Raw genomic sequence first — 20,438 nt, 5'->3', positions numbered from 1 at the left:
GGTCCTGGAGGATATTGGCTGGAACGCGCGGGCGGCGACCGTCGCCCGTCGGACACGCGGCCGGTCCGGTTCGGGCCGCGCCGGGACACGGAAGGCGGGCGCGATGCGCGCACGGACACGGCTGGCGGTAGGCGCGGTGGGCGCCCTGACCATGGCGGGTCTGTTGACCGGGTGCGGGGATGCCGGTTCGTCCGGCACCGACGCCCCGGAGCAGGGGGCGAGCGGCGCGGGCTGTGCCCCGGTCGCCGGTGAGCAGCTGGTCGTCCTCGACGACGACAAGAAGCTCCAGAACACCGACAACATCATCCCGGCGGTCAACGCCAAGGTGGCGAACCCGCAGCTCCTCGCTGCGCTGGACAAGGTCTCCGCCGCGCTGGACACGCCGAAGCTGATCGCCCTCAACAAGGCGGTCGACGTGGACCGCAAGACGCCGAAGTCGGCGGCCGAGGAGTTCGCCGCCACCACGGGTCTGACCACCGGCATCGCCAAGGGGCCGGGCGGGCCGATCGTCGTCGGGGCGGGCAACTTCTCCGAGAGCCAGACCCTGGCCGAGCTGTACAGCATCGCCCTGACCGCGGCCGGCTACCAGGTCAAGGTGCAGCAGATCGGCAACCGCGAGCTGTACGGGCCGAGCCTGGAGAAGGGCGAGATCCAGGTCGTCCCGGAGTACGCGGCGACCATGGCCGAGTTCCTGAACACCAAGGCCAACGGCAAGGACGCCACCCCGGTCTCCTCGCCGGAGCTGGACAAGACGGTCAGCGCGCTGAAGTCCGAGGGCGACAAGGTGGGCCTGGCCTTCGGCACCCCGTCCGCCGCCCAGGACCAGAACGCCTTCGCGGTGACCAAGGCGTTCGCCGACAAGTACTCCCTGAAGACCCTCTCCGACCTGGCTGCCAAGTGCTCCGGCAAGGAGACCGTGCTGGCCGGCCCGCCGGAGTGCCCGCAGCGGCCGAAGTGCCAGGCCGGTCTGGTCGAGGTCTACGACTTCAAGGCCGGTTCCTTCAGTTCGCTGGACGCCGGTGGTCCGCAGACCAAGAACGCGCTGAAGACCGGTACCGCCAGCGTCGGCCTGGTCTTCTCGTCCGACGGCGCGCTCGCCACCGGCTGAGCCTGAGCCCGGTCGCGGTCGGGGCGTTGCCTACCGACCGCGACCGGGGCGGGTCCGGGTTCCGCCGGTCGCCCGCTGCCGGGCAGCGGCGTGGTGGGCCGCCGACACGCCGCCCCGGCCACGTCGTACCGGCCGAGATCGGGGCATTTCTGCCGTGGGACCGTTTCCAGTCCGCTTACTTCTCGGTAGGCTGCACAGCCATGCCCTCCCCGGTGGTCTCCGAGAAGCGCAGTCCGCAGCTACTGACCGTGCTGTTCTGGGTCGGTGTGGCGTTCGCGCCGGTGGCCGCCCTGATCCTGTTGTTCGCCGACGGCAACGGTCCGCTCCGGTTCGCCGCGGTCCTGGCCATCGCCGCGGTGGTGCTGATCGGTCTGTCCATCGCCCTGCGGGCCGACGGCGGTGCCCGGTCGTCCGACGCCGAGGTGCACGAGGAGTTGGCGCAGCTCCGACGCGAACTGCGCAGTGAGATCGTCGCCGCCGCCCAGCGGGGCAACCAGGCGTTGGACCAGTCCCAGCGGGCCGAGGAACAGGTCACCGCGTTGCGGCGGCGGCTGGACGCGGCCGCGGCCGGGTCCGCCGCTGCCGGCGGTGGCCCGCCGGTCGCCGACGAACGGGCCGGTGGGACGGGGCGGGCCAGGGTTGCGGCCCTCGAACCGGAGCCGGAGGCCCCGGTCGGCCGTCGCCGGGCGGCCCCCGAACAGGCCCCGGCGGACTGGGAACGACCGGAGACCACCGAGCCGGTCGCGGTGGGCCGGGGCCGGGCCGAAGCCGACCCGGAGGCCGTCGCGCCGGCCGCCCGTCGGCAGGTTCCGGAGCGCCCGGCGACCGGCCGGACCGGCGTGTACGGCGCGTCCGCCCGGGAACGTGGCGCGGTGCCGTCGGCGGCCGGTTCGGGGTCGCGTCCCCTCGGGGTGGTGCGGCACACCGAGACCGTGCACGTCACCACCCGGCACACCGTCGTCGACGGGGCCGATCCGGCGGGCGGCGGCTACGGCGGGTACGCCGACCGTTGGGCGACCGGATCGGGAGAACCCTCCTGGACCGGCGGGGAGCCCGAGCGTGCCTGGTCGGGCCGGACGGACTCGGACGACCGGGGTTGGTCGACGCCGCCGGACGAGCGTTCCCGGCCGGCCCACCCGGCGTCCCGTGACGAGCGGGCCTGGCCGGCCGCTGACGCGTCCTGGCGACCACCGGCCGCTGACGCGTCGTGGCGGTCGTCGGCCGCCGATCCCTCGTGGTCGTCGTCGGCCGCCGAGTCCTCCTGGCGGTCGTCGGCCGCGACCGGTCCCTCCCGGAGTGGTTCGGCAGACGCCGGCCCGTCCTGGGGCGGGTGGGATGACGACCGGCCCGAGCCGGTCCCGTCGGAGCGGTTCCCGGTCGGCGGGGAGCCCGACGGTCGGCCGGGAGGCCGTACCGGACGGACCGTGAGCGGCGAGCCACCCTCGCGTACGGGGTGGGCCGGGGACCGCGCCGAGCCGGCCCCGCGTACGGTCCGTGCCGGTGACCGGTGGGCCGAGGTCCGCGACGACGGGCACGCCCGGGAGCTGCGGGTCGGAGAACGGCAGGCGGAGGTGCACGCCGACGGTGCCGGCTACCACTACGCCGACCGGTGGGCCTCGGTCCGCCAGGAGGATCCGCACCGGGACGCGCCGTACCGCGCCGAGCCGGAGCGGGGCGGTGAGCCGTGGGGTGCGGGCCGTTCCGCGCCCGACGACCGTCCGGCGCTGCCGGCCGGCGGCGTTCCGGTGCCGCCGCAGTGGCGCGAGTCGTTCCGCGGCCAGCGGCCCGCCGAGGAACGGTCCGCCCGGCCCGCCGAGGAGTGGTCCGCCCGGTCCAGCGGCGAGTGGTCCGCCCCGCCCGCCGAGGAGTGGCCGGCCCGCACCGCCCCGCACCGGTCGGCCCGGGCCGGGGGCCAGCCGATCCAGGACTGGTCGGCCCCGACCGGCGAGCCGGCATCGGAGGGGTCTACCCGGATTCCCCGTACGGCGTCGGACTGGCCCGCGCAGTCCGACGGTCAGCGGTGGGACGGGCAACCGGCGGAGCAGCGGCGGGACCGGGCACCGGTGGTGTCCTGGCGTACCTCGGAACCGGAACCGGGTGACCGGCGGCAGTGGGACGGCGAGCAACGGTACGGCTATCCGCCACAGGACGACGCCCCGCGCGCCGGCGGCCACTGGCGCTGACCGCTCGGTTGCCGTCCCGCCCCGGCCGGTCGCCGACCGGTTCACTTGTCGATGTCGCCCACCACGAAGAACATCGAGCCGAGAATGGCGATCAGGTCGGGCACCAGGCAGCCGGGAAGCAGGGTGGCCAGCGCCTGCACGTTGGCGTACGACGCGGTGCGCAGCTTGAGCCGCCACGGGGTCTTCTCGCCCCGCGACACCAGGTAGTAGCCGTTGATCCCGAGCGGGTTCTCCGTCCAGGCGTAGGTGTGTCCCTCGGGGGCCTTGACCACCTTGGGCAGTCGGGTGTTCACCGGGCCGGTGAGCCGGTCGACCCGGTCCAGGCACTGCTCGGCCAGGTCGAGGGAGGCGTACACCTGGTCGAGGAGCACCTCGAAGCGGGCGTGGCAGTCCCCGGCGGTGCGGGTGACCACCGGCACGTCGAGCTGGTCGTACGCCAGGTAGGGCTCGTCGCGGCGCAGGTCCAGGTCGAGCCCGGAGGCGCGGGCGACCGGCCCGGACGCCCCGAACGCGGCGGCGTCGGCGGCTGACAGCACCCCCACCCCGACGGTCCGGGCCAGGAAGATCTCGTTGCGGCGGATCAGCCTGTCCAGGTCGGGCATCCGGCGGCGGACCTCGGCGACGGCGGCGCGGGCCCGGCCGGTCCAGCCGGCGGGGACCTCCTCCTTGAGCCCGCCGACCCGGTTGAACATGTAGTGGATCCGGCCGCCGGAGACCTCCTCCATGACCGCCTGGATGGTCTCCCGTTCCCGGAACGCGTAGAAGACCGGGGTGATCGCGCCGATCTCCAGCGGGTACGAGCCGAGGAACATCAGGTGGTTGAGTACCCGGTTCAGCTCGGCCAGCGCCATCCGCAGCCAGGTGGCCCGCTCGGGCACCTCCATGCCCATCAGCCGTTCGACGGCGAGGACCACGCCCAGCTCGTTGGAGAACGCCGACAGCCAGTCGTGCCGGTTCGCCAGCACGATGATCTGGCGGTAGTCGCGGACCTCGAACAGTTTCTCCGCGCCCCGGTGCATGTACCCGACGATCGGCTCGGCGGCGACCACCCGTTCCCCGTCGAGCACCAGCTTCAGCCGCAGCACGCCGTGCGTCGAGGGGTGCTGCGGACCGATGTTGAGCACCATGTCGGTGCCGAGCTGCTCCCCGCCGGCCCCGGTGCCGACGGTCAGCTCGCGCAGTTCACCGGTGTCCGTGGTCATGCCGGTCATCGTGCCATGAGCGGGTCGACGGCGACGCCGACCGGCTGGAGCAGCCAGTGGTGCCCACCGAGCCCGGCCGGGTCGGTCAGCTCGGCCACCGCCGACGCGGCGGCCAGCGCCCGCAGGTATCCGGCCGGGTCGGTGCCGGCCAGGCCCAGCGGCGGTCGGCCGCCGTCGGCCCCGAGCGCCCGCAGCGCCTCCCGCTGCGAGACCAGGGTGTACGCACACCCGGCGACCCCGGCACCGGCGGCGGCGACCGAGTCGACGGCGACGTGCGCGGTGATGTCACACGAGCCGTCCGGCACCGGCGGCACCTGTCGCCCACCCCGGTACCCGGTCAACGTGCCGTCGAACGGCCGCGCCTGCCGCAGGTGCCCGTAGTCCACGGCCAGCGCCACCCCCCGTGCCACCCGCCGGACGGCCTGCGCCCACGCCTCGTCCCGGCTCCGCCCGATCTCGATCCGGCCGACCGGGAGGTCGGCGTCGTCCGGCGTCCCGGCGGCCGACGGGTGCCCTGGTGGGTCGGGCCACCAGCGGGTCAGCCAGGTGGCGTCCTCGACGGTGAGCGGGGGGCCGGCGGATTCGACGCCGGTGCCGGGGTCCACCAGGAGGTAGCGGTGGTTGGACGTGGTGGCACCGGGCGACGTGGGGGCGGGCGCGGCGAGGTCCAGGGGGACGTTGTCGAGCCACTCGGTGGCGACGAGCAGACCGGTCACCGCGTCCGGGAGCGTCGTCGTCCAGGCGATGTGCGCAGGGAGGGCCGGGGGGCGGGGGGCCAGTTCGACGGCGGTGAGACGCAGCCGCCGGGCCAGCGGCACCGGAGCCGGTCCGGCCGGGCCGGTGTGGGCCAGGGTGGTCAGGGTGTGGAGCAGTTCGCCCCGGCCGGCCCCGACGTCGACCACGTCGAACGGGGTGGGGAAGCCGAGGGTGGCGTCCAGGCGTGACACCAGCCGGAACACCGCCGCCGCGAACGCGGGGGTGGCGTGCACGCTGGTCCGGAAGTGGTCGGCCGGCCCCGCGCCGGAGACGAAGAAGCCGCCCGGCCCGTAGAGGGCGGCGGCCATGGCGTCCCGCCAGCGCATCGGGTGCGTCCCGGGTCGAGGGTCGGTCACCGGGTCGACCCTACGGTCTGCGGGCGGGGGACGGGTGGCGTCGGGGCCGTCGACCCGCACACCGTGCGGCGGTGCGCCACCGGGCGGCCGGGTGATCGCGGTCGGTGAAGGTTTTCACACATCCTTGTTCGGGTTCCCTGCTCCCGGCGCATACTTGCCATCGACCGGTACCCCCTTTCCGAGGACTGGATCGTTGCCATGAGCGCACCGCTGCGCCCGCGTCCGGCCGCCCCCACCGGGGCCGCCGTACCGCCGGCCCCTGTCGTACCCGGTGTCCCGTTCGTCCTTCCCCGGCGTCTCACCGTGGGCGTCGTCGGCGCCGGGCGGGTGGGTGCCGTGCTGGGGGCGGCACTGGTCGCCGCCGGGCACCGGGTGGTCGCCGCCTCCGGTGTCTCCGGAGCCGCGACGGCCCGGATCGCCCTGCTGCTGCCGGAGGCCGTGAACCGGTCGGCCATCGCGGTCGCCCGGGACGCCACCGACCTGCTGCTGGTCGCCGTGCCGGACGACGCGCTGGCCGGGGTGGTCGCCGGGCTGGCCGACACCGGGGCGCTGCACCCCGGTCAGGTGGTCGCGCACACCTCCGGCGCGCACGGGCTGGCCGTGCTGGCCCCGGCCGTGGCCGTGGGTGCCCGGCCGCTGGCCCTGCACCCCGCGATGACCTTCACCGGTACGCCGGACGACCTGTCCCGGCTGGCCGGGATCTCGTACGGGGTGACCGCCCCGGCGGAGCTGCGGCCGGCGGCGGCCCGGCTGGTGGCCGACCTGGGCGGGGTGCCGGAGTGGGTGGGCGAGGCCGACCGGGTGCTCTACCACGCGGCGTTGGCCCACGGCGCGAACCACCTGGTGACCCTGGTCAACGAGGCGGCCGACCGGCTGCGGGACGCCGGCGTGACGCAGCCGGAGAAGGTCCTCGCGCCGCTGCTGCGGGCGGCGTTGGAGAACGTGCTGCGGCTGGGCGACGACGCGCTCACCGGCCCGGTGTCGCGCGGTGACGCGGGCACCGTCCGGCGGCACCTGGACCGGCTGGCGGAGACCGCCCCGGAATCCGTCGCCCCCTACCTGGCGTTGGCCCGACGGAGCGCGGACCGGGCGATGGCGGCGGGGCGGCTGCGCCCGGTGGACGCGGGGTCGCTGCTGGACGTCCTGGCGGGCGTCCACCGCGAGGTGGCGGCGTGACCCGGGTCGGCAGTTCCCGCAGTCGCGGACGGAGGGCGGACCGGTGAGCGTGAGGAGTGAGCCGGGTTTGCGAGCCCCGCAGTCGCGAACGGAGGGCGGACCGGTGAGCGTGAGGAGTGAGCCGGGTTTGCGAGCCCCGCAGCGCGAACGGAAGGTGGACCGGTGACGGAGTTGGTGCACACGCGGGCGGAGCTGGCGAAGGCCCGGACGGGGCTGACCGGCACGGTCGCCGTGGTGATGACGATGGGTGCGCTGCACCCGGGGCACGAGACGCTGATCCGGGCGGCCCGGGAGCGGGCGGACCACGTCCTGGTGACGATCTTCGTCAACCCGTTGCAGTTCGGCCCGAACGAGGACTTCGACCGGTATCCGCGCACCCTGGACGCCGATCTCGCGGTGTGCCGGCGGGCCGGCGCGGACCTGGTGTTCGCCCCGGCCGTGACGGACATGTACCCGGGCGGGCAACCCCTGGTCCGGATCGACCCGGGGCGGCTCGGTGCGGAGCTGGAGGGGCAGAGCCGGCCCGGTTTCTTCCACGGGGTGCTGACCGTGGTGCTGAAGCTGCTCCAGCTCACCCGGCCCGATCTCACCTTCTTCGGGGAGAAGGACTACCAGCAGCTCACCCTGGTCCGCCGGATGGCCCGGGACCTGGACGTGCCGGTCGAGGTGGTCGGGGTGCCGACCGTACGGGAGCCGGACGGCCTGGCGCTGTCGAGCCGTAACCGCTACCTGTCGGCGGACGAGCGGCGGGTGGCGCTGAGCCTGTCCGGCGCGTTGCGGGCCGGGGCGGCCGCCGCCGGGCGGGGGGCCGACGCCGGTGACGTGCTGGCGGCCGCGCACGTGGTGCTCGCCGAGGTGCCGGGTGTGGAGCTGGACTATCTGGTGCTCACCGATCCGGACCTGGAGCCGGGGCCGGTCACCGGGCCGGCCCGGCTGCTGATCGCGGCCTGGGTGGGCGGTACCCGCCTGATCGACAACCTGGCCATCCAGCTGGCCCCCCGATCCTGACCACGCACACCACCATTCGAGAGGCACGCCGATGTTCCGGACCATGCTCAAGTCGAAGATCCACCGGGCGACGGTGACCCAGGCCGATCTGCACTATGTCGGTTCGGTGACGGTGGACCAGGATCTGCTCGACGCCGCCGACCTTCTCCCGGGCGAGCAGGTGGCGATCGTGGACGTGACCAACGGGGCCCGGCTGGAGACGTACGTGATCCCGGGGGAGCGGGGCAGCGGCGTGATCGGCATCAACGGCGCGGCGGCGCATCTGGTGCACCCCCGGGATCTGGTGATCCTGATCTCGTACGGTCAGATGGACGACGTGGAGGCCCGGACGTACCGGCCCCGGGTGGTCCACGTGGACGCCGATAACAGGGTGGTTGAGCTGGGCGGCGATCCGGCTGCGGCGGCCGTCGGGACGGCCGGCGACCCGGTGCCGAGTCCGCTCGCGGTCGTCGGCTGACCAGAATTCCGGTCTGTTACCGGAAGGTCATTTTTGGTTACCCTGGGCTGACCGTCGGATTGACGGTCGTCGGCTGGGGGAGGCCGCGTTGCGCCGTGCGATGAGGGTCCGCCGAGCGATGACGCTCGTGGTCGCCGCCGTGGCGGCGGGAGCGGTCCTGGCGGCCTGTGGTGCCCCGGGTGGCCTCGACGGCGATCTCACCGACGACTGGGCGGCCCTGCCGACGGCCGGGCCGTTCACCCCCGGGGCGGGGGTGTGCCAGGTCGCCGACTTCACCGACACGGTCGCGCTGGCGGCGTACGCGCCGGTGGACTGCACGGTGCCGCACCGGGTGGAGACGGTGCACGTGGGCGTTTTGCCGGGGGAACGGGCCACCGCCCCGGCCTCCGGTTCGCCCGAGTTGCGGGGGGCGTTCGCCGAGTGCGACACCCGGGCCGCCGGGTACCTGGGCGACGACTGGCGGGCGGGTCGGCTGCGGTTGGCGGTGGCGTTGCCGACGACGCCCGGCTGGGCGGCCGGGGCACGCTGGTTCCGGTGCGACCTGAGCGAGGTGAACACGGTCGAGGCGGCGGCCACCGTGGTCACCCGTACGGGCAGTCTGCGGGACGCGTTGAAGGGGCCGTCCCCGCTGCGGTTGGGCTGCCAGCGGGCGAAGAGCGGCCGGGGCGCCGGGGTGCAGGTGCTGGTGCCGGTGGCGTGTTCGGCCGTGCACGAGGCGGAGTTCGTGGGCGTCTGGAAGGCCCCCGACCGGCCGTACCCGGTGAAGGACGGCGACTGGCTGCCGCTGTATGCCGGCTGCCGTACCGTGCTGGGCCGCTACGTGGGGGTGCCGGACGACGCCGACCTGCGGTTCCGCAGCGGTGTGGTGGTGCGTCCCCCCGGTCCGGGCCGGTGGCGGGTCGGTGACCGGGGCGTCCGCTGCTACCTGTGGCTGAGCGACCGGACGGTGACCGCCTCGCTGAAGGGGCGCGGACCGGCCGCCCTGCCGGTGCGGACGAAGTAGCGGAGGGGGTAGCCGAAACCACTCGTCCCGCCCCCGCCGCCCGTGGTGAGAATCGTTCGGGTTGACTGTGGGTATGGAACTTCCGTCGACCGTCGAGTTGCCGGCCCTGCCCAGCCTGCTGGCTGCTCCCGCGCCCGGTTGGGTGGAGACCACCGACGTGATCGTGGTCGGCTCCGGGGTGGCCGGGCTGACCGCCGCACTGCACCTGCGCGAGGCGGGCCTGCACGTCACCGTGGTCACCAAGGTCAACATCGACGACGGTTCGACCCGCTGGGCGCAGGGCGGGATCGCCGCCGTGCTCGATCCGGCCGACTCGCCCGCCGCGCACGCCCGGGACACCGAGGTCGCCGGGGTCGGGCTCTGCGATCCGGCGGCCGTCCGGCTGCTGGTGGAGGAGGGGCCGCTGCGGCTGCGGGAGCTGATGCGCATCGGCGCGGAGTTCGACCGCAACCCCGACGGTTCGCTGATGCTCACCCGGGAGGGCGGGCACCGGGCCGACCGGATCGTGCACGCGGGTGGTGACGCCACCGGCGCGGAGGTGCAGCGGGCCCTGCACGCGGCGGTCCGCCGGGATCCGTGGATCCGGCTGGTCGAGCACGCCCTGGTGCTGGATCTGCTGCGCGCCCCCGGTGACGGCCCGGACTCGCCCGGCCGGGCCTGCGGCATCACCCTGCACGTGCTGGGCGAGGGCAGCGAGGACGGGGTCGGCGCGCTGCTGGCCCGTGCGGTGGTGCTGGCCACCGGCGGGATGGGGCAGGTCTTCTCGGCCACCACCAACCCGGCGGTCTCCACCGGGGACGGTGTGGCGTTGGCGATGCGGGCCGGCGCGGCGGTCACCGACGTCGAGTTCGTCCAGTTCCATCCGACCGCGCTCATCGTGCCGGAGCAGGCCCGGGTGCCGGGCGCGGGCCTGGCCCAGCAACCGCTGGTCTCGGAGGCGCTGCGCGGCGAGGGCGCCCACCTGGTCGACGCCGACGGCAAGCGGTTCATGCTCGGCCAGCACGAGTTGGCCGAGCTGGCCCCCCGCGACGTGGTGGCCAAGGGCATCCACCGGGTGCTGCTGGCCACCGGCGCGGACCACGTGTTTCTCGACGCCCGGCACCTCGGCGGCGACTTCCTGGCCGGACGGTTCCCGACCATCGTCGCGTCCTGCCTGGCCATCGGCGTCGACCCGGCGACCGACCTGATCCCGGTCGCCCCGGCCGCCCACTACGCGTCCGGCGGCGTCCGCACCGACCTGCGCGGCCGGACCTCCATCCCCGGCCTGTACGCCTGCGGCGAGGTCGCCTGCACGGGCGTGCACGGCGCGAACCGGCTGGCCAGCAACTCGCTGCTGGAGGGGCTGGTCTTCTCCCGCCGGATCGCCGAGGACATCGCGGGCGGGCTGCCCGAGCAGGCGCAGCCGGCCGAGACCGGCGCCTGGGTGGGCGGCGGGGGCGGGGTGCTGCCCGCCGAGGGGGTGCCGGCGCTGCAACGGGCGATGACCCGGGGCGCGGGGGTGCTGCGGTCGGCGTCGACCCTGGCCGCGACCGCCGCCACCCTGACCGAGCTGGGCCAGGGCCAGGGCCGGCCGGGTACCGCCGGCTGGGAGGCGACGAACCTGGTCACCGTGGCGTCGACCCTGGTCGCCGCCGCGTACGCCCGGCAGGAGACCCGGGGCTGTCACTGGCGGGAGGACTTCCCGACCGCCGACGAGCGGTGGCGCGGCCATCTCGTCGCGGCCGTCGGTGCCCGGGGCGAACTGACCGAACGGTGGGAGGCCCTGCCCTGACCACCCGGAGCGGGCCGGGTTTGCGAGCCCCGCAGTGGCGAATAGAGGGGGATGGTGAGCCCGAGGAGTGAGCCGGGTTTGCGAGCCCCGCAGTGGCGAAAGAGAGGATCACAGTGCGGGAATCGACGCGGCAGGCGCTGACGGCCGGTGGGCTGGACCCGGAGCGGGTACGGCGGGTGATCGTCGACGCGCTGACCGAGGACCTCGGGGCGGACTTCCTCGACGTCACCAGCGTCGCCACCATCGGGGCCGGGCAGACCGACACCGCCGATCTGGTGGCGCGGGCCGACGGGGTGGTGGCCGGGCTGGCGGTGGCCGCGGCGGTCTTCGAGCTGGTCGGTGCGGTGACCGCCGCGGAGCGTACCGTCGAGGTGTCGGTGGTGGCCCGCGACGGCGCGCGGGTGGCCCGCGGCGAGGTGCTGGCCACGGTGACCGGCCCGACCCGGTTGCTGCTCACCGCCGAGCGCACCGCGCTGAACCTGCTCTCCCGGATGTCCGGGGTGGCCACCCACACCCGGGCCTGGGCGGACGCCCTGGCCGGCACCAAGGCGACCGTGCTGGACACCCGCAAGACCACACCCGGCCTGCGGATGCTGGAGAAGTACGCGGTCCGGGCCGGCGGCGGCACCAACAAACGGATGGGCCTGTACGACGTCGCGATGATCAAGGACAACCACAAGCTGGCCGCCGGGGGCGTCGGGGCGGCCTTCCGGCGGGTCCGGCAGAGCTTCCCCGAGGTGCCGGTGCAGGTGGAGGTGGACACCCCGGCCGAGGCGGTGGAGGCGGTCGAGGCCGGAGCCGACTTCCTGCTGCTGGACAACATGTCCCCGGCGACCCTGCGCGAGGTGGTCGCGGCGGTCGGCGACCGGGCCGAGCTGGAGGCGACCGGCGGGCTGACCCTGGAGGTGGCCGCCGAGTACGGGGCGACCGGGGTGGACTACCTCTCGGTGGGCGCGCTGACCCACTCGTCGCCGATCCTGGACATCGCCCTGGACCTGCGCGAGCGGTGAGCGGAACGTCGACCGGGCGGGTCGGCGTCTAGGCTGCGAGCGTGCTGCTCTGCATCGACATCGGAAACACCAACACCGTGCTGGCGACCTTCGACGGCGACAAGCTGGTGCACTCGTGGCGGATCAAGACCGACGCCCGATCGACCGCGGACGAGCTGGGTCTGATGTTCCGGGGGCTGCTGGCCGGCGACGCGGTGGAGATCACCGGGGTGGCCGCCTGCTCGACGGTGCCGGCGGCGCTGCGCTCGCTGCGGACCATGCTGGCCCGCTACTACGCCGACCTGCCGAGCGTGGTCGTCGAGCCGGGGGTCCGCACCGGCGTGCAGCTGGCGATCGACAACCCGAAGGAGGTCGGCGCGGACCGGGTGGTCAACACGCTGGCCGCGTACACCCTCTACGGCGGGCCGTCGATCGTGGTGGACTTCGGCACCACCACCAACTTCGACGTGATCAGCGGCCGGGGGGAGTTCCTCGGCGGGGCGTTCGCGCCGGGCATCGAGATCTCCTTCGACGCGTTGGCGGCCCGCGCCGCCCAGTTGCGCAAGGTGGAGGCGAACAAGCCGCGCTCGGTGATCGGCAAGAACACCGTGGAGTGCCTCCAGTCGGGCCTCTACTTCGGCTTCGCCGGGCAGGTCGACCGGATCGTCGAGCGGATGACCGAGGAACTGGGCGAGGTGCGGGCGGTGATCGCCACCGGTGGACTGGCCTCGGTGGTGATCGGTGAGTGCCGGACCATCACCCACCACGAGCCGATGATCACCCTGATCGGCCTCCGGATGGTCTACGAGCGCAACACCTGAGCGGCCGCCCGGGCCGCCCCGGATGCCGGTCGGCCCGGGCCGGGGTGTGCTGGACCACGGTGGGCGGGTTATCCCGTAACGGCCGGCCGGGTGCGTGAGTACGCTCATGGGCTGACCCCGCCGAAAACTCCCTTAGCCGAGGAAGCGTGCCGTGACCGAGCAGAGCGCCGTGCCAGTGGATCCCGCCGACGACCTTCCCGAGCAGATGAAGGTCCGCCGGGAGAAGCGGGACCGGATGCTCGCCGAGGGCGTCGAGCCGTACCCCGTCGGCTTCCCCCGGACCACCACCCTGATCGAGGTCCGCGAGCGGTACGCCGACCTGCCCATCGACACCGCGACGGGGGACCGGGTCGCGGTCACCGGGCGGGTGATCTTCGTACGGAACACCGGCAAGCTCTGTTTCGCGACCCTGCGCGACGGCGACGGCACCGAACTCCAGGCGATGCTCTCCCTGGACCGGGTGGGCGTGCAGCGGCTCGACGACTGGAAGCGCCTGGTCGACCTGGGTGACCACGTGGGTGTCACCGGCGAGGTGATCACCAGCCGGCGGGGCGAGCTGTCCGTGCTCGCCGACGAGTGGGCGGTGACCGCCAAGGCGCTGCGGCCGTTGCCGGTGGCGCACAAGCCACTGAGCGAGGAGGCGAGGGTCCGGCAGCGTTACGTGGACCTGATCGTCCGTCCGCAGGCCCGGCAGATGGTCCGGACCCGGGCCGCGGCGGTACGCAGCCTGCGTGATTCGTTGCACGGCCAGGGATTCATCGAGGTCGAGACGCCGATGCTCCAGTTGCTGCACGGCGGGGCGGCGGCCCGCCCATTCGTGACCCACAGCAATGCACTGGGTACGGATCTGTATCTTCGAATCGCGCCTGAACTGTTTCTCAAGCGCGCCGTGGTCGGCGGGGTCGATCGGGTGTTCGAGATCAACCGCAACTTCCGCAATGAGGGAGTCGACTCGTCGCACTCGCCGGAGTTCGCGATGCTGGAGACCTACCAGGCGTACGGCGACTACGACACCATGGCCACGCTGACCCGTAATCTGGTGCAGCAGGCGGCGGTGGCGGTCAGCGGCTCGACCACGGTGACCCATGCCGACGGCCGGGAGTTCGACCTGGGCGGCGAGTGGCGCTCGGTCACTCTCTTCGGGGTGCTTTCCGAGGCGCTCGGCGAGGAGGTCACCGTCCGCACCGACCGGAAGCGCCTGGTGGAGTACGCCGACAAGGTGGGGCTCGCGGTCGACCCGAAGTGGGGTCCGGGCAAGCTGGCCGAGGAACTGTTCGAGGAACTGGTGGTGCCGGGCCTCCAGGCGCCGACCTTCGTGCGCGACTACCCGGAGGAGACCAGCCCGCTGACCCGCGCCCACCGCAGCGAGCCGGGCCTGGCCGAGAAGTGGGACCTCTACGTGCTCGGTTTCGAGCTGGGCACCGCGTACTCCGAGCTGGTGGACCCGGTGGTGCAGCGCGAGCGGCTGGTGGCCCAGGCGCAGCTCGCCGCCCGGGGGGACGACGAGGCCATGCGGCTGGACGAGGACTTTCTCCGGGCGATGGAGTACGGAATGCCGCCGGCCGGGGGTATGGGAATGGGAATCGACCGGCTCCTGATGGCGCTGACCGGCCTGGGAATTCGGGAAACCATCCTCTTCCCCTTGGTCCGCGCCGAGTAGCCGTCGGGGGACCTTTGCCGGGTCGTTACGGCATCCTATTGACGTGGCAAGCATCGGGCGGGTTATCGTGCTCCTATTGCAGGAGCACCCTGCTCGAAAGGAATGTGGGACGTGGCCAAGCAGATCATTCACAAGCTGGTCGATGACCTGGACGGCGGGGACGCGGACGAGACCGTCAAGTTCGCGCTCGACGGCGTTCAGTACGAGATCGACCTGTCGAACTCCAACGCCGACAAATTGCGGGACGTTTTCGCGCCCTACGTGGCCGCCGGCACCCGGGTCGGCCGGGGCGGCGTGGTCGTGGGCGGCCGGGCCGCCCGGGGCCGGGGCGGGGCGACCGCCGACCGCGAGCAGAACAAGGCGATCCGGTCCTGGGCCAAGAAGAACGGCAAGGACATCTCCGACCGGGGGCGCATCCCGCAGGAGATCGTCGACGAGTACCACGCGACCCGCTGAGTCGTCAGCGGCGAACCGACGCCGGACCGGAGCATCCCTCCGGGCCGGCGTCGCCGTCTCCGGACGGGAAGGTCTCCCGCTCCGGAGGCGTCGTCCACAGCCGGTGGAGAGGTCGTCCACAGCCTGTGGACGACCCGCGGGGGGTCCGGAGGACGGTCTGCGCCCCGGGTGAATTTCGCTCTGCGCGTACAGGCTGGGGTGCCGGAACACCTCCTGAGCGCGGATGGTTGGTCAAAACGACGTCGGAACGGCCCGGTACGAGGAGACACGACCTCAGCGGAGTCGGTCAGCGGCGATAGAGTAAGGAGGTGCGGACGCCCGTCCCGGACGTCCGCGCACCGGCCCCGCCGAGATCTCGCAGTCGAGGCGCACGGCACGTGAGGAGCACGAGGGCATGTTCGAGCGGTTCACCGACCGAGCGCGACGGGTTGTCGTCCTGGCCCAAGAAGAGGCCCGGATGCTCAACCACAACTACATCGGTACGGAGCACATCCTGCTGGGCCTGATCCACGAGGGTGAGGGCGTCGCCGCCAAGGCCCTGGAGAGCCTCGGCATCTCCCTGGAGGGCGTCCGTCAGCAGGTCGAGGAGATCATCGGCCAGGGCCAGCAGGCGCCGAGCGGGCACATCCCGTTCACGCCGCGGGCCAAGAAGGTGCTGGAGCTGTCCCTGCGCGAGGCGCTACAGCTCGGCCACAACTACATCGGCACGGAGCACATCCTGCTCGGGCTGATCCGCGAGGGCGAGGGCGTCGCCGCCCAGGTGCTGGTGAAGCTGGGCGCCGACCTCAACCGGGTCCGCCAGCAGGTGATCCAGCTCCTCTCCGGCTACCAGGGCAAGGAACCGGCCGCCGCCGGCACCGCGCCGGGTGAGGCCGCTCCGTCGACCAGCCTCGTGCTGGACCAGTTCGGTCGTAACCTGACCCAGGCTGCCCGCGAGGGCAAGCTCGACCCGGTCATCGGGCGGGAGAAGGAGATCGAGCGGGTCATGCAGGTGCTGTCCCGCCGCACCAAGAACAACCCGGTCCTGATCGGTGAGCCCGGTGTCGGCAAGACCGCCGTGGTGGAGGGCCTGTCCCAGAAGATCATCAAGGGCGAGGTGCCCGAGACGCTGAAGGACAAGCAGCTCTACACCCTCGACCTCGGTGCCCTGGTCGCCGGCTCCCGCTACCGGGGTGACTTCGAGGAGCGCCTCAAGAAGGTGCTCAAGGAGATCCGCACCCGGGGCGACATCATCCTGTTCATCGACGAGATCCACACCCTGGTCGGCGCGGGCGCCGCCGAGGGCGCGATCGACGCGGCGAGCATCCTCAAGCCGATGCTGGCCCGGGGCGAGTTGCAGACCATCGGCGCGACCACCCTCGACGAGTACCGCAAGCACCTGGAGAAGGACGCCGCGCTGGAGCGCCGGTTCCAGCCGATCCAGGTGGGTGAGCCGTCGCTGGCGCACACCATCGAGATCCTCAAGGGCCTGCGGGACCGCTACGAGGCCCACCACCGGGTCTCGATCACGGATGCGGCCCTGGTGGCAGCCGCAACCCTGGCCGACCGGTACATCTCCGACCGGTTCCTGCCGGACAAGGCGATCGACCTGATCGACGAGGCCGGGGCACGGATGCGTATCCGCCGGATGACCGCGCCGCCGGACCTGCGCGACTTCGACGAGCGGATCGCCCAGGTGCGCCGGGACAAGGAGTCCGCGATCGACGCGCAGGACTTCGAGCGGGCCGCCCAGCTCCGGGACAAGGAGAAGCAGCTCCTCGGGCAGAAGGCGCAGCGGGAGAAGGAGTGGAAGGCCGGTGACCTGGACGTCGTCAGCGAGGTCGACGACGAGCAGATCGCCGAGGTGCTCGGCAACTGGACCGGTATCCCGGTCTACAAGCTGACCGAGGAGGAGACCTCCCGGCTGCTTCGGATGGAAGACGAGCTGCACAAGCGCGTCATCGGCCAGGAGGACGCGGTCAAGGCGGTCTCGAAGGCGATCCGGCGTACCCGGGCCGGCCTGAAGGACCCGAAGCGGCCGTCCGGCTCGTTCATCTTCGCCGGCCCGTCCGGTGTCGGTAAGACCGAGCTGTCCAAGGCGCTCGCCGAGTTCCTGTTCGGCAGCGAGGACGCGCTGATCCAGCTGGACATGTCCGAGTTCCACGACCGGTACACGGTGTCCCGCCTGGTCGGTGCCCCTCCCGGCTACGTCGGTTACGACGAGGGCGGGCAGCTGACCGAGAAGGTCCGTCGTCGTCCGTTCTCGGTGGTGCTCTTCGACGAGATCGAGAAGGCCCACCCGGACGTGTTCAACACCCTGCTCCAGATCCTGGAGGACGGCCGGTTGACCGACGGTCAGGGCCGGATCGTGGACTTCAAGAACACGGTCATCATCCTGACCACCAACCTGGGTACCCGGGACGTGGCCAAGGCGGTGTCGCTGGGCTTCCAGCAGTCGGAGGACTCCGAGTCCACCTACGACCGGATGAAGCAGAAGGTCAACGACGAGCTGAAGCAGCACTTCCGGCCCGAGTTCCTGAACCGGATCGACGACACCATCGTCTTCCACCAGCTCCGCCAGAACGAGATCCTCTCGATCGTGGACATCATGATCCAGCGGATCGAGGGCCAGCTCCGCAACAAGGACATGGGTCTGGAGCTGACCGAGAACGCCAAGAAGTACCTGTCCAAGAAGGGCTTCGACCCGGTGCTGGGCGCCCGTCCGCTGCGTCGGACGATCCAGCGCGACATCGAGGACAACCTCTCCGAGCGGATCCTGTTCAACGATCTGACCCCGGGTCAGATCGTGGTGGTGGACTGCGAGGGAGACCCGGAGGACATCGACAAGTCGAAGCTGGTCTTCCACGGCTCCGACCGCCCGGCCGCGGTGCCGGACGCGGTTCCCGCCGACCTGGGTGGCACCGCCGCCGCAGGCGAGTAGGCAGGACAGAGCACCGGGCGACGGCCCGGTGGCGCGAGCCACCGGGCCGTCGCCCGTTCGTTTATGCCGTGTGCCGTGCGGACCGTGCCGAGCCGGTGGTCGGTCGCGCCGGTGGTCCGGCGGGCACGCCCGATCGCGTCAACGGCACCCGCCGCCGGTGCCTGCGGATCAGCCGGGGAGCGGCTGAACGGCGGGACCGTCGCCGACGAGCCGGAAGTTCTCCTCGCCGACCGGTTCGACCAGACCGTCCTTCACCAGCCCGGCCAGCGCCCGCGCCCGCTGCACGTCGTCGTGCCACACCTGGTCGAGCCGCTGGTGCGGCACCGGGCCGGTGGTGTCCCGGAGCACCCCGAGCAGCAGCCCCCGCACCTGACGGTCAGTGCCGGCGTACCGCTGGGTCTTGCGGGTCGGGCCGGCCGGAGCGACCTGACCGGAGGCCCGCCAGGCGCAGACCGACTCGACCGGGCAGGCCGGACAGCGCGGGGAACGGGCGGTGCAGACGATCGCGCCGAGTTCCATGAAGGCGGCGCTGGCCAGCGCGGCGGCACTCGGCTCGGTGGGTAGCAGTTCCGCGCAGGCGACCAGGTCGGCCGGGGTGGTGGCCGGCCCGGCGTCCGGTTCCCCGGCGACGGCCCGGGAGACGACCCGCCGGACGTTCGTGTCGACCACCGGGTGCCGCTGACCGTACGCGAACGCGGCGACCGCCCGTGCCGTGTACGTCCCGACCCCGGGCAGCGCCAGCAGCTGCTCCAACTGGTCGGGCACCTGCCCGCCGTGCCGTTCCACGATCGCCACCGCGCAGTCGCGCAGCCGTACCGCCCGCCGGGGGTAGCCCAGCCGGCCCCACATCCTGATCGCCTCGGCCTGGGTGTCGGCGGCGAGGGCGGCGGGGTCGGGCCAGCGGGCGAGCCAGGCGTGCCAGGCGGGCAGGACCCGCACCACCGGGGTCTGCTGGAGCATGACCTCGCTGACCAGGATCGGCCAGGCCCCGATCCCCGGCACCCGCCAGGGCAGGTCACGGGCGTTCTGCACGTACCACCGGCTGACCAGGGTGGTGAAGGTCTGTTCAGTCATCGCGTCGACGATGATGTCACGCGGCGACTTCCCGCTGGGTGGGCGGGCCGGGCGGGGCGTCGCCGGGCCGACGGGTGGATCGGGCAGAATGCCCGGATGAGCGAGCTCGCGATCACCGTCATCGGCCGGGACCGGCCCGGCATCGTGGCCGACGTCGCCGAGGTGCTCGCCGGGCTCGGCGCGAACCTCACCGACTCCACCATGACCCGGCTGCGCGGTCACTTCGCCATGACGTTGATCTGCGTGGGGCCGGCCGCCGCCGAGGTCGAGGCCGCCCTGACGCCGCTGGCCGCCGACGGTCAACTGCTGGCCACCGTACGCGCGGTCACCCCGGACGGCACCTCGGCCCCGACGGGTGAGCCGTACGTGCTGGCGGTGCACGGCGCGGACCGGATGGGCATCGTGGCGGCGATGACCCGGGTGATCGCCGAGGCCGGCGGCAACGTGACGGACCTGAGCACCCGGTTGGCCGGCGCGCTCTACGTGGTGGTGGCCGAGGTGGACCTGCCTTCCGGCAGCGCCGCCGAGCTGACCGGCCGGCTCTCCGAGGTCGCCACCGACCTGGGCGTCGGGGTGTCCCTGCGCCCCGCGGACCCGGAGCTGCTGTGAGTGCGAGGAGTGAGCCGGTCTTGCGAGCCCCGCAGTCGCGAGCCAGGGGTGACTTGCGGAGCGCGAGGAGTGAGCCGGTCTTGCGAGCCCCGCAGTCGCGGACGGGGGGAAATCCGTGAGCGGGGTGCCGTCCGTGGGGCTCGGCGGCTGGACCCCGGCGGCGCTGGGCGTGCCGGGGGAGGTGCGCCCGGTGGTCTGTGCCCCGGAGCCGGTGTTGAGCCGGCCGGGGCCGGAGGTGGATCCGACGGCCGAGGAGACCGTCCGGCTCGCCGCCGACCTGGTCGCCACCATGCGGGTCTCGCCCGGGTGTGTGGGTCTGGCGGCACCGCAGGTGGGGGTGGGTGCGCAGGTGTTCGCGGTGGACGTGACCGGCCATCCGAAGGCGGTGACGGTGCACGGCACGTTCGTGCTCTGCAACGCCCGGGTGGTGGAGGCGAGCCGGTGGAAGCCGGGCCGGGAGGGCTGCATGTCGGTGCCCGACCTGACCGGCGACGTGAAGCGGGCCAGCCGGCTGGTGGTCGAGGGGGCGCTGCCCGGTAGCGGTGCGCCGGTCCGGCTGGTCACCGACGGTTTCGAGGCCCGTGCCCTGCAACACGAGATCGACCACTGCGCCGGGCTGCTCTTCCTCGACCGGGTGGCCGGTGCGCACGCGGTGTACCAGCGCAAGGTCTACCTGTGAACGACCCGGCCCCGACGGTGACGCCCGAGGCGCGGGGGCGGCCCGGTCCGGCCGGGACGGACGGCTGGCGGGGGCGCGGTGCGGCGGGGACGGACGGCCGGCGGGGGCGCGGTGCGGCGGCTGCGCCGGGTCCGCGTCGCGGTGGGCGGTGGCGGGCCGACCGGGCCGGGTTCCGGTCGACCGTCGTCTGTGGAGTGTCGTTTCCGGCCC

17 protein-coding genes are annotated in these 20,438 nt (G+C 73.2%); 14 read left to right on the top strand and 3 right to left on the bottom strand.

Annotation, left to right across the window (positions count from 1 at the left end; all coding sequences use genetic code 11):
• Positions 1 to 103: 103 nt before the first annotated feature.
• A complete protein-coding gene (locus O7612_RS28105; RefSeq protein ID WP_282268861.1) occupies positions 104 to 1,108 on the top strand; it encodes a glycine betaine ABC transporter substrate-binding protein in 1,005 nt (334 codons plus the stop codon).
• A 200-nt stretch (positions 1,109 to 1,308) separates the two neighbouring features.
• Positions 1,309 to 3,291, top strand: a complete 1,983-nt coding sequence (locus O7612_RS28100) for a hypothetical protein (RefSeq protein ID WP_282268859.1) — start codon at positions 1,309 to 1,311, stop codon at positions 3,289 to 3,291.
• Positions 3,292 to 3,332: 41 nt separating this feature from the next.
• Here the strand turns inward: O7612_RS28100 and O7612_RS28095 are convergent, their stop codons facing one another.
• A complete protein-coding gene (locus O7612_RS28095) occupies positions 3,333 to 4,502 on the bottom strand; it encodes an NADH-quinone oxidoreductase subunit D (RefSeq protein ID WP_282268857.1) in 1,170 nt (389 codons plus the stop codon).
• A complete protein-coding gene (locus O7612_RS28090) occupies positions 4,499 to 5,575 on the bottom strand; it encodes an SAM-dependent methyltransferase (protein ID WP_282274081.1) in 1,077 nt (358 codons plus the stop codon). Before O7612_RS28090 ends, O7612_RS28095 begins: the two co-directional genes overlap by 4 nt.
• Before the next feature lie 228 nt (positions 5,576 to 5,803).
• On the opposite strand from O7612_RS28090, the gene O7612_RS28085 reads away from it, so the two are divergent.
• The 10 genes from O7612_RS28085 (at position 5,804) to O7612_RS28040 (ending at position 17,866) form a co-directional block, all read left to right on the top strand.
• Entirely contained in the window at positions 5,804 to 6,781 is a 978-nt protein-coding gene (locus O7612_RS28085; protein WP_282268855.1) for a Rossmann-like and DUF2520 domain-containing protein, read from the top strand.
• 162 nt (positions 6,782 to 6,943) lie between these two features.
• Positions 6,944 to 7,789 (top strand): pantoate--beta-alanine ligase, encoded by an 846-nt coding sequence (panC, locus tag O7612_RS28080; protein WP_282268853.1) that lies wholly within the window; start codon positions 6,944 to 6,946, stop codon positions 7,787 to 7,789.
• A gap of 31 nt (positions 7,790 to 7,820) precedes the next feature.
• On the top strand, positions 7,821 to 8,246 hold the full coding sequence (gene panD, locus O7612_RS28075; protein WP_282268851.1) for an aspartate 1-decarboxylase: 426 nt from the start codon (positions 7,821 to 7,823) through the stop codon (positions 8,244 to 8,246).
• Positions 8,247 to 8,364: 118 nt separating this feature from the next.
• The gene (locus tag O7612_RS28070; protein WP_282268849.1) at positions 8,365 to 9,249 is read left to right on the top strand and encodes a septum formation family protein; all 885 of its coding nucleotides are present in this window, start codon (positions 8,365 to 8,367) and stop codon (positions 9,247 to 9,249) included.
• 73 nt (positions 9,250 to 9,322) lie between these two features.
• Complete coding sequence (locus O7612_RS28065; RefSeq protein WP_282268847.1) at positions 9,323 to 11,020, top strand: L-aspartate oxidase; 1,698 nt, start codon at positions 9,323 to 9,325, stop codon at positions 11,018 to 11,020.
• A gap of 113 nt (positions 11,021 to 11,133) precedes the next feature.
• Positions 11,134 to 12,030, top strand: coding sequence for a carboxylating nicotinate-nucleotide diphosphorylase (gene nadC, locus O7612_RS28060; RefSeq protein ID WP_282268846.1), 897 nt, complete (start codon positions 11,134 to 11,136; stop codon positions 12,028 to 12,030).
• 41 nt (positions 12,031 to 12,071) lie between these two features.
• Positions 12,072 to 12,830, top strand: a complete 759-nt coding sequence (locus O7612_RS28055) for a type III pantothenate kinase (protein ID WP_067302186.1) — start codon at positions 12,072 to 12,074, stop codon at positions 12,828 to 12,830.
• A gap of 151 nt (positions 12,831 to 12,981) precedes the next feature.
• The gene (lysS, locus tag O7612_RS28050; protein ID WP_282268845.1) at positions 12,982 to 14,490 is read left to right on the top strand and encodes a lysine--tRNA ligase; all 1,509 of its coding nucleotides are present in this window, start codon (positions 12,982 to 12,984) and stop codon (positions 14,488 to 14,490) included.
• A 111-nt stretch (positions 14,491 to 14,601) separates the two neighbouring features.
• On the top strand, positions 14,602 to 14,946 hold the full coding sequence (locus O7612_RS28045) for an Lsr2 family protein (protein ID WP_168222573.1): 345 nt from the start codon (positions 14,602 to 14,604) through the stop codon (positions 14,944 to 14,946).
• Between the two features lie 394 nt (positions 14,947 to 15,340).
• Positions 15,341 to 17,866 (top strand): ATP-dependent Clp protease ATP-binding subunit, encoded by a 2,526-nt coding sequence (locus O7612_RS28040; protein WP_067302176.1) that lies wholly within the window; start codon positions 15,341 to 15,343, stop codon positions 17,864 to 17,866.
• A gap of 168 nt (positions 17,867 to 18,034) precedes the next feature.
• Here O7612_RS28040 and O7612_RS28035 read toward each other — a convergent pair whose 3' ends face one another.
• Positions 18,035 to 18,940, bottom strand: a complete 906-nt coding sequence (locus O7612_RS28035; RefSeq protein ID WP_282268841.1) for an A/G-specific adenine glycosylase — start codon at positions 18,938 to 18,940, stop codon at positions 18,035 to 18,037.
• Between the two features lie 96 nt (positions 18,941 to 19,036).
• Here O7612_RS28035 and O7612_RS28030 point away from each other — a divergent pair, with 96 nt between their 5' ends.
• Together O7612_RS28030 and O7612_RS28025 are read left to right on the top strand one after the other, a co-directional pair.
• Positions 19,037 to 19,549 (top strand): ACT domain-containing protein, encoded by a 513-nt coding sequence (locus tag O7612_RS28030; RefSeq protein ID WP_282268840.1) that lies wholly within the window; start codon positions 19,037 to 19,039, stop codon positions 19,547 to 19,549.
• A gap of 115 nt (positions 19,550 to 19,664) precedes the next feature.
• Positions 19,665 to 20,228, top strand: a complete 564-nt coding sequence (locus O7612_RS28025; RefSeq protein WP_282268838.1) for a peptide deformylase — start codon at positions 19,665 to 19,667, stop codon at positions 20,226 to 20,228.
• Positions 20,229 to 20,438: the final 210 nt, after the last annotated feature.

The sequence above is a fragment of the Micromonospora sp. WMMD987 genome, from assembly GCF_029581435.1.
Classification (GTDB): domain Bacteria; phylum Actinomycetota; class Actinomycetes; order Mycobacteriales; family Micromonosporaceae; genus Micromonospora; species Micromonospora rifamycinica.
Note: the sequence above shows the minus strand (reverse complement) of the source record. Positions and strands in the feature narration are given on the sequence as shown.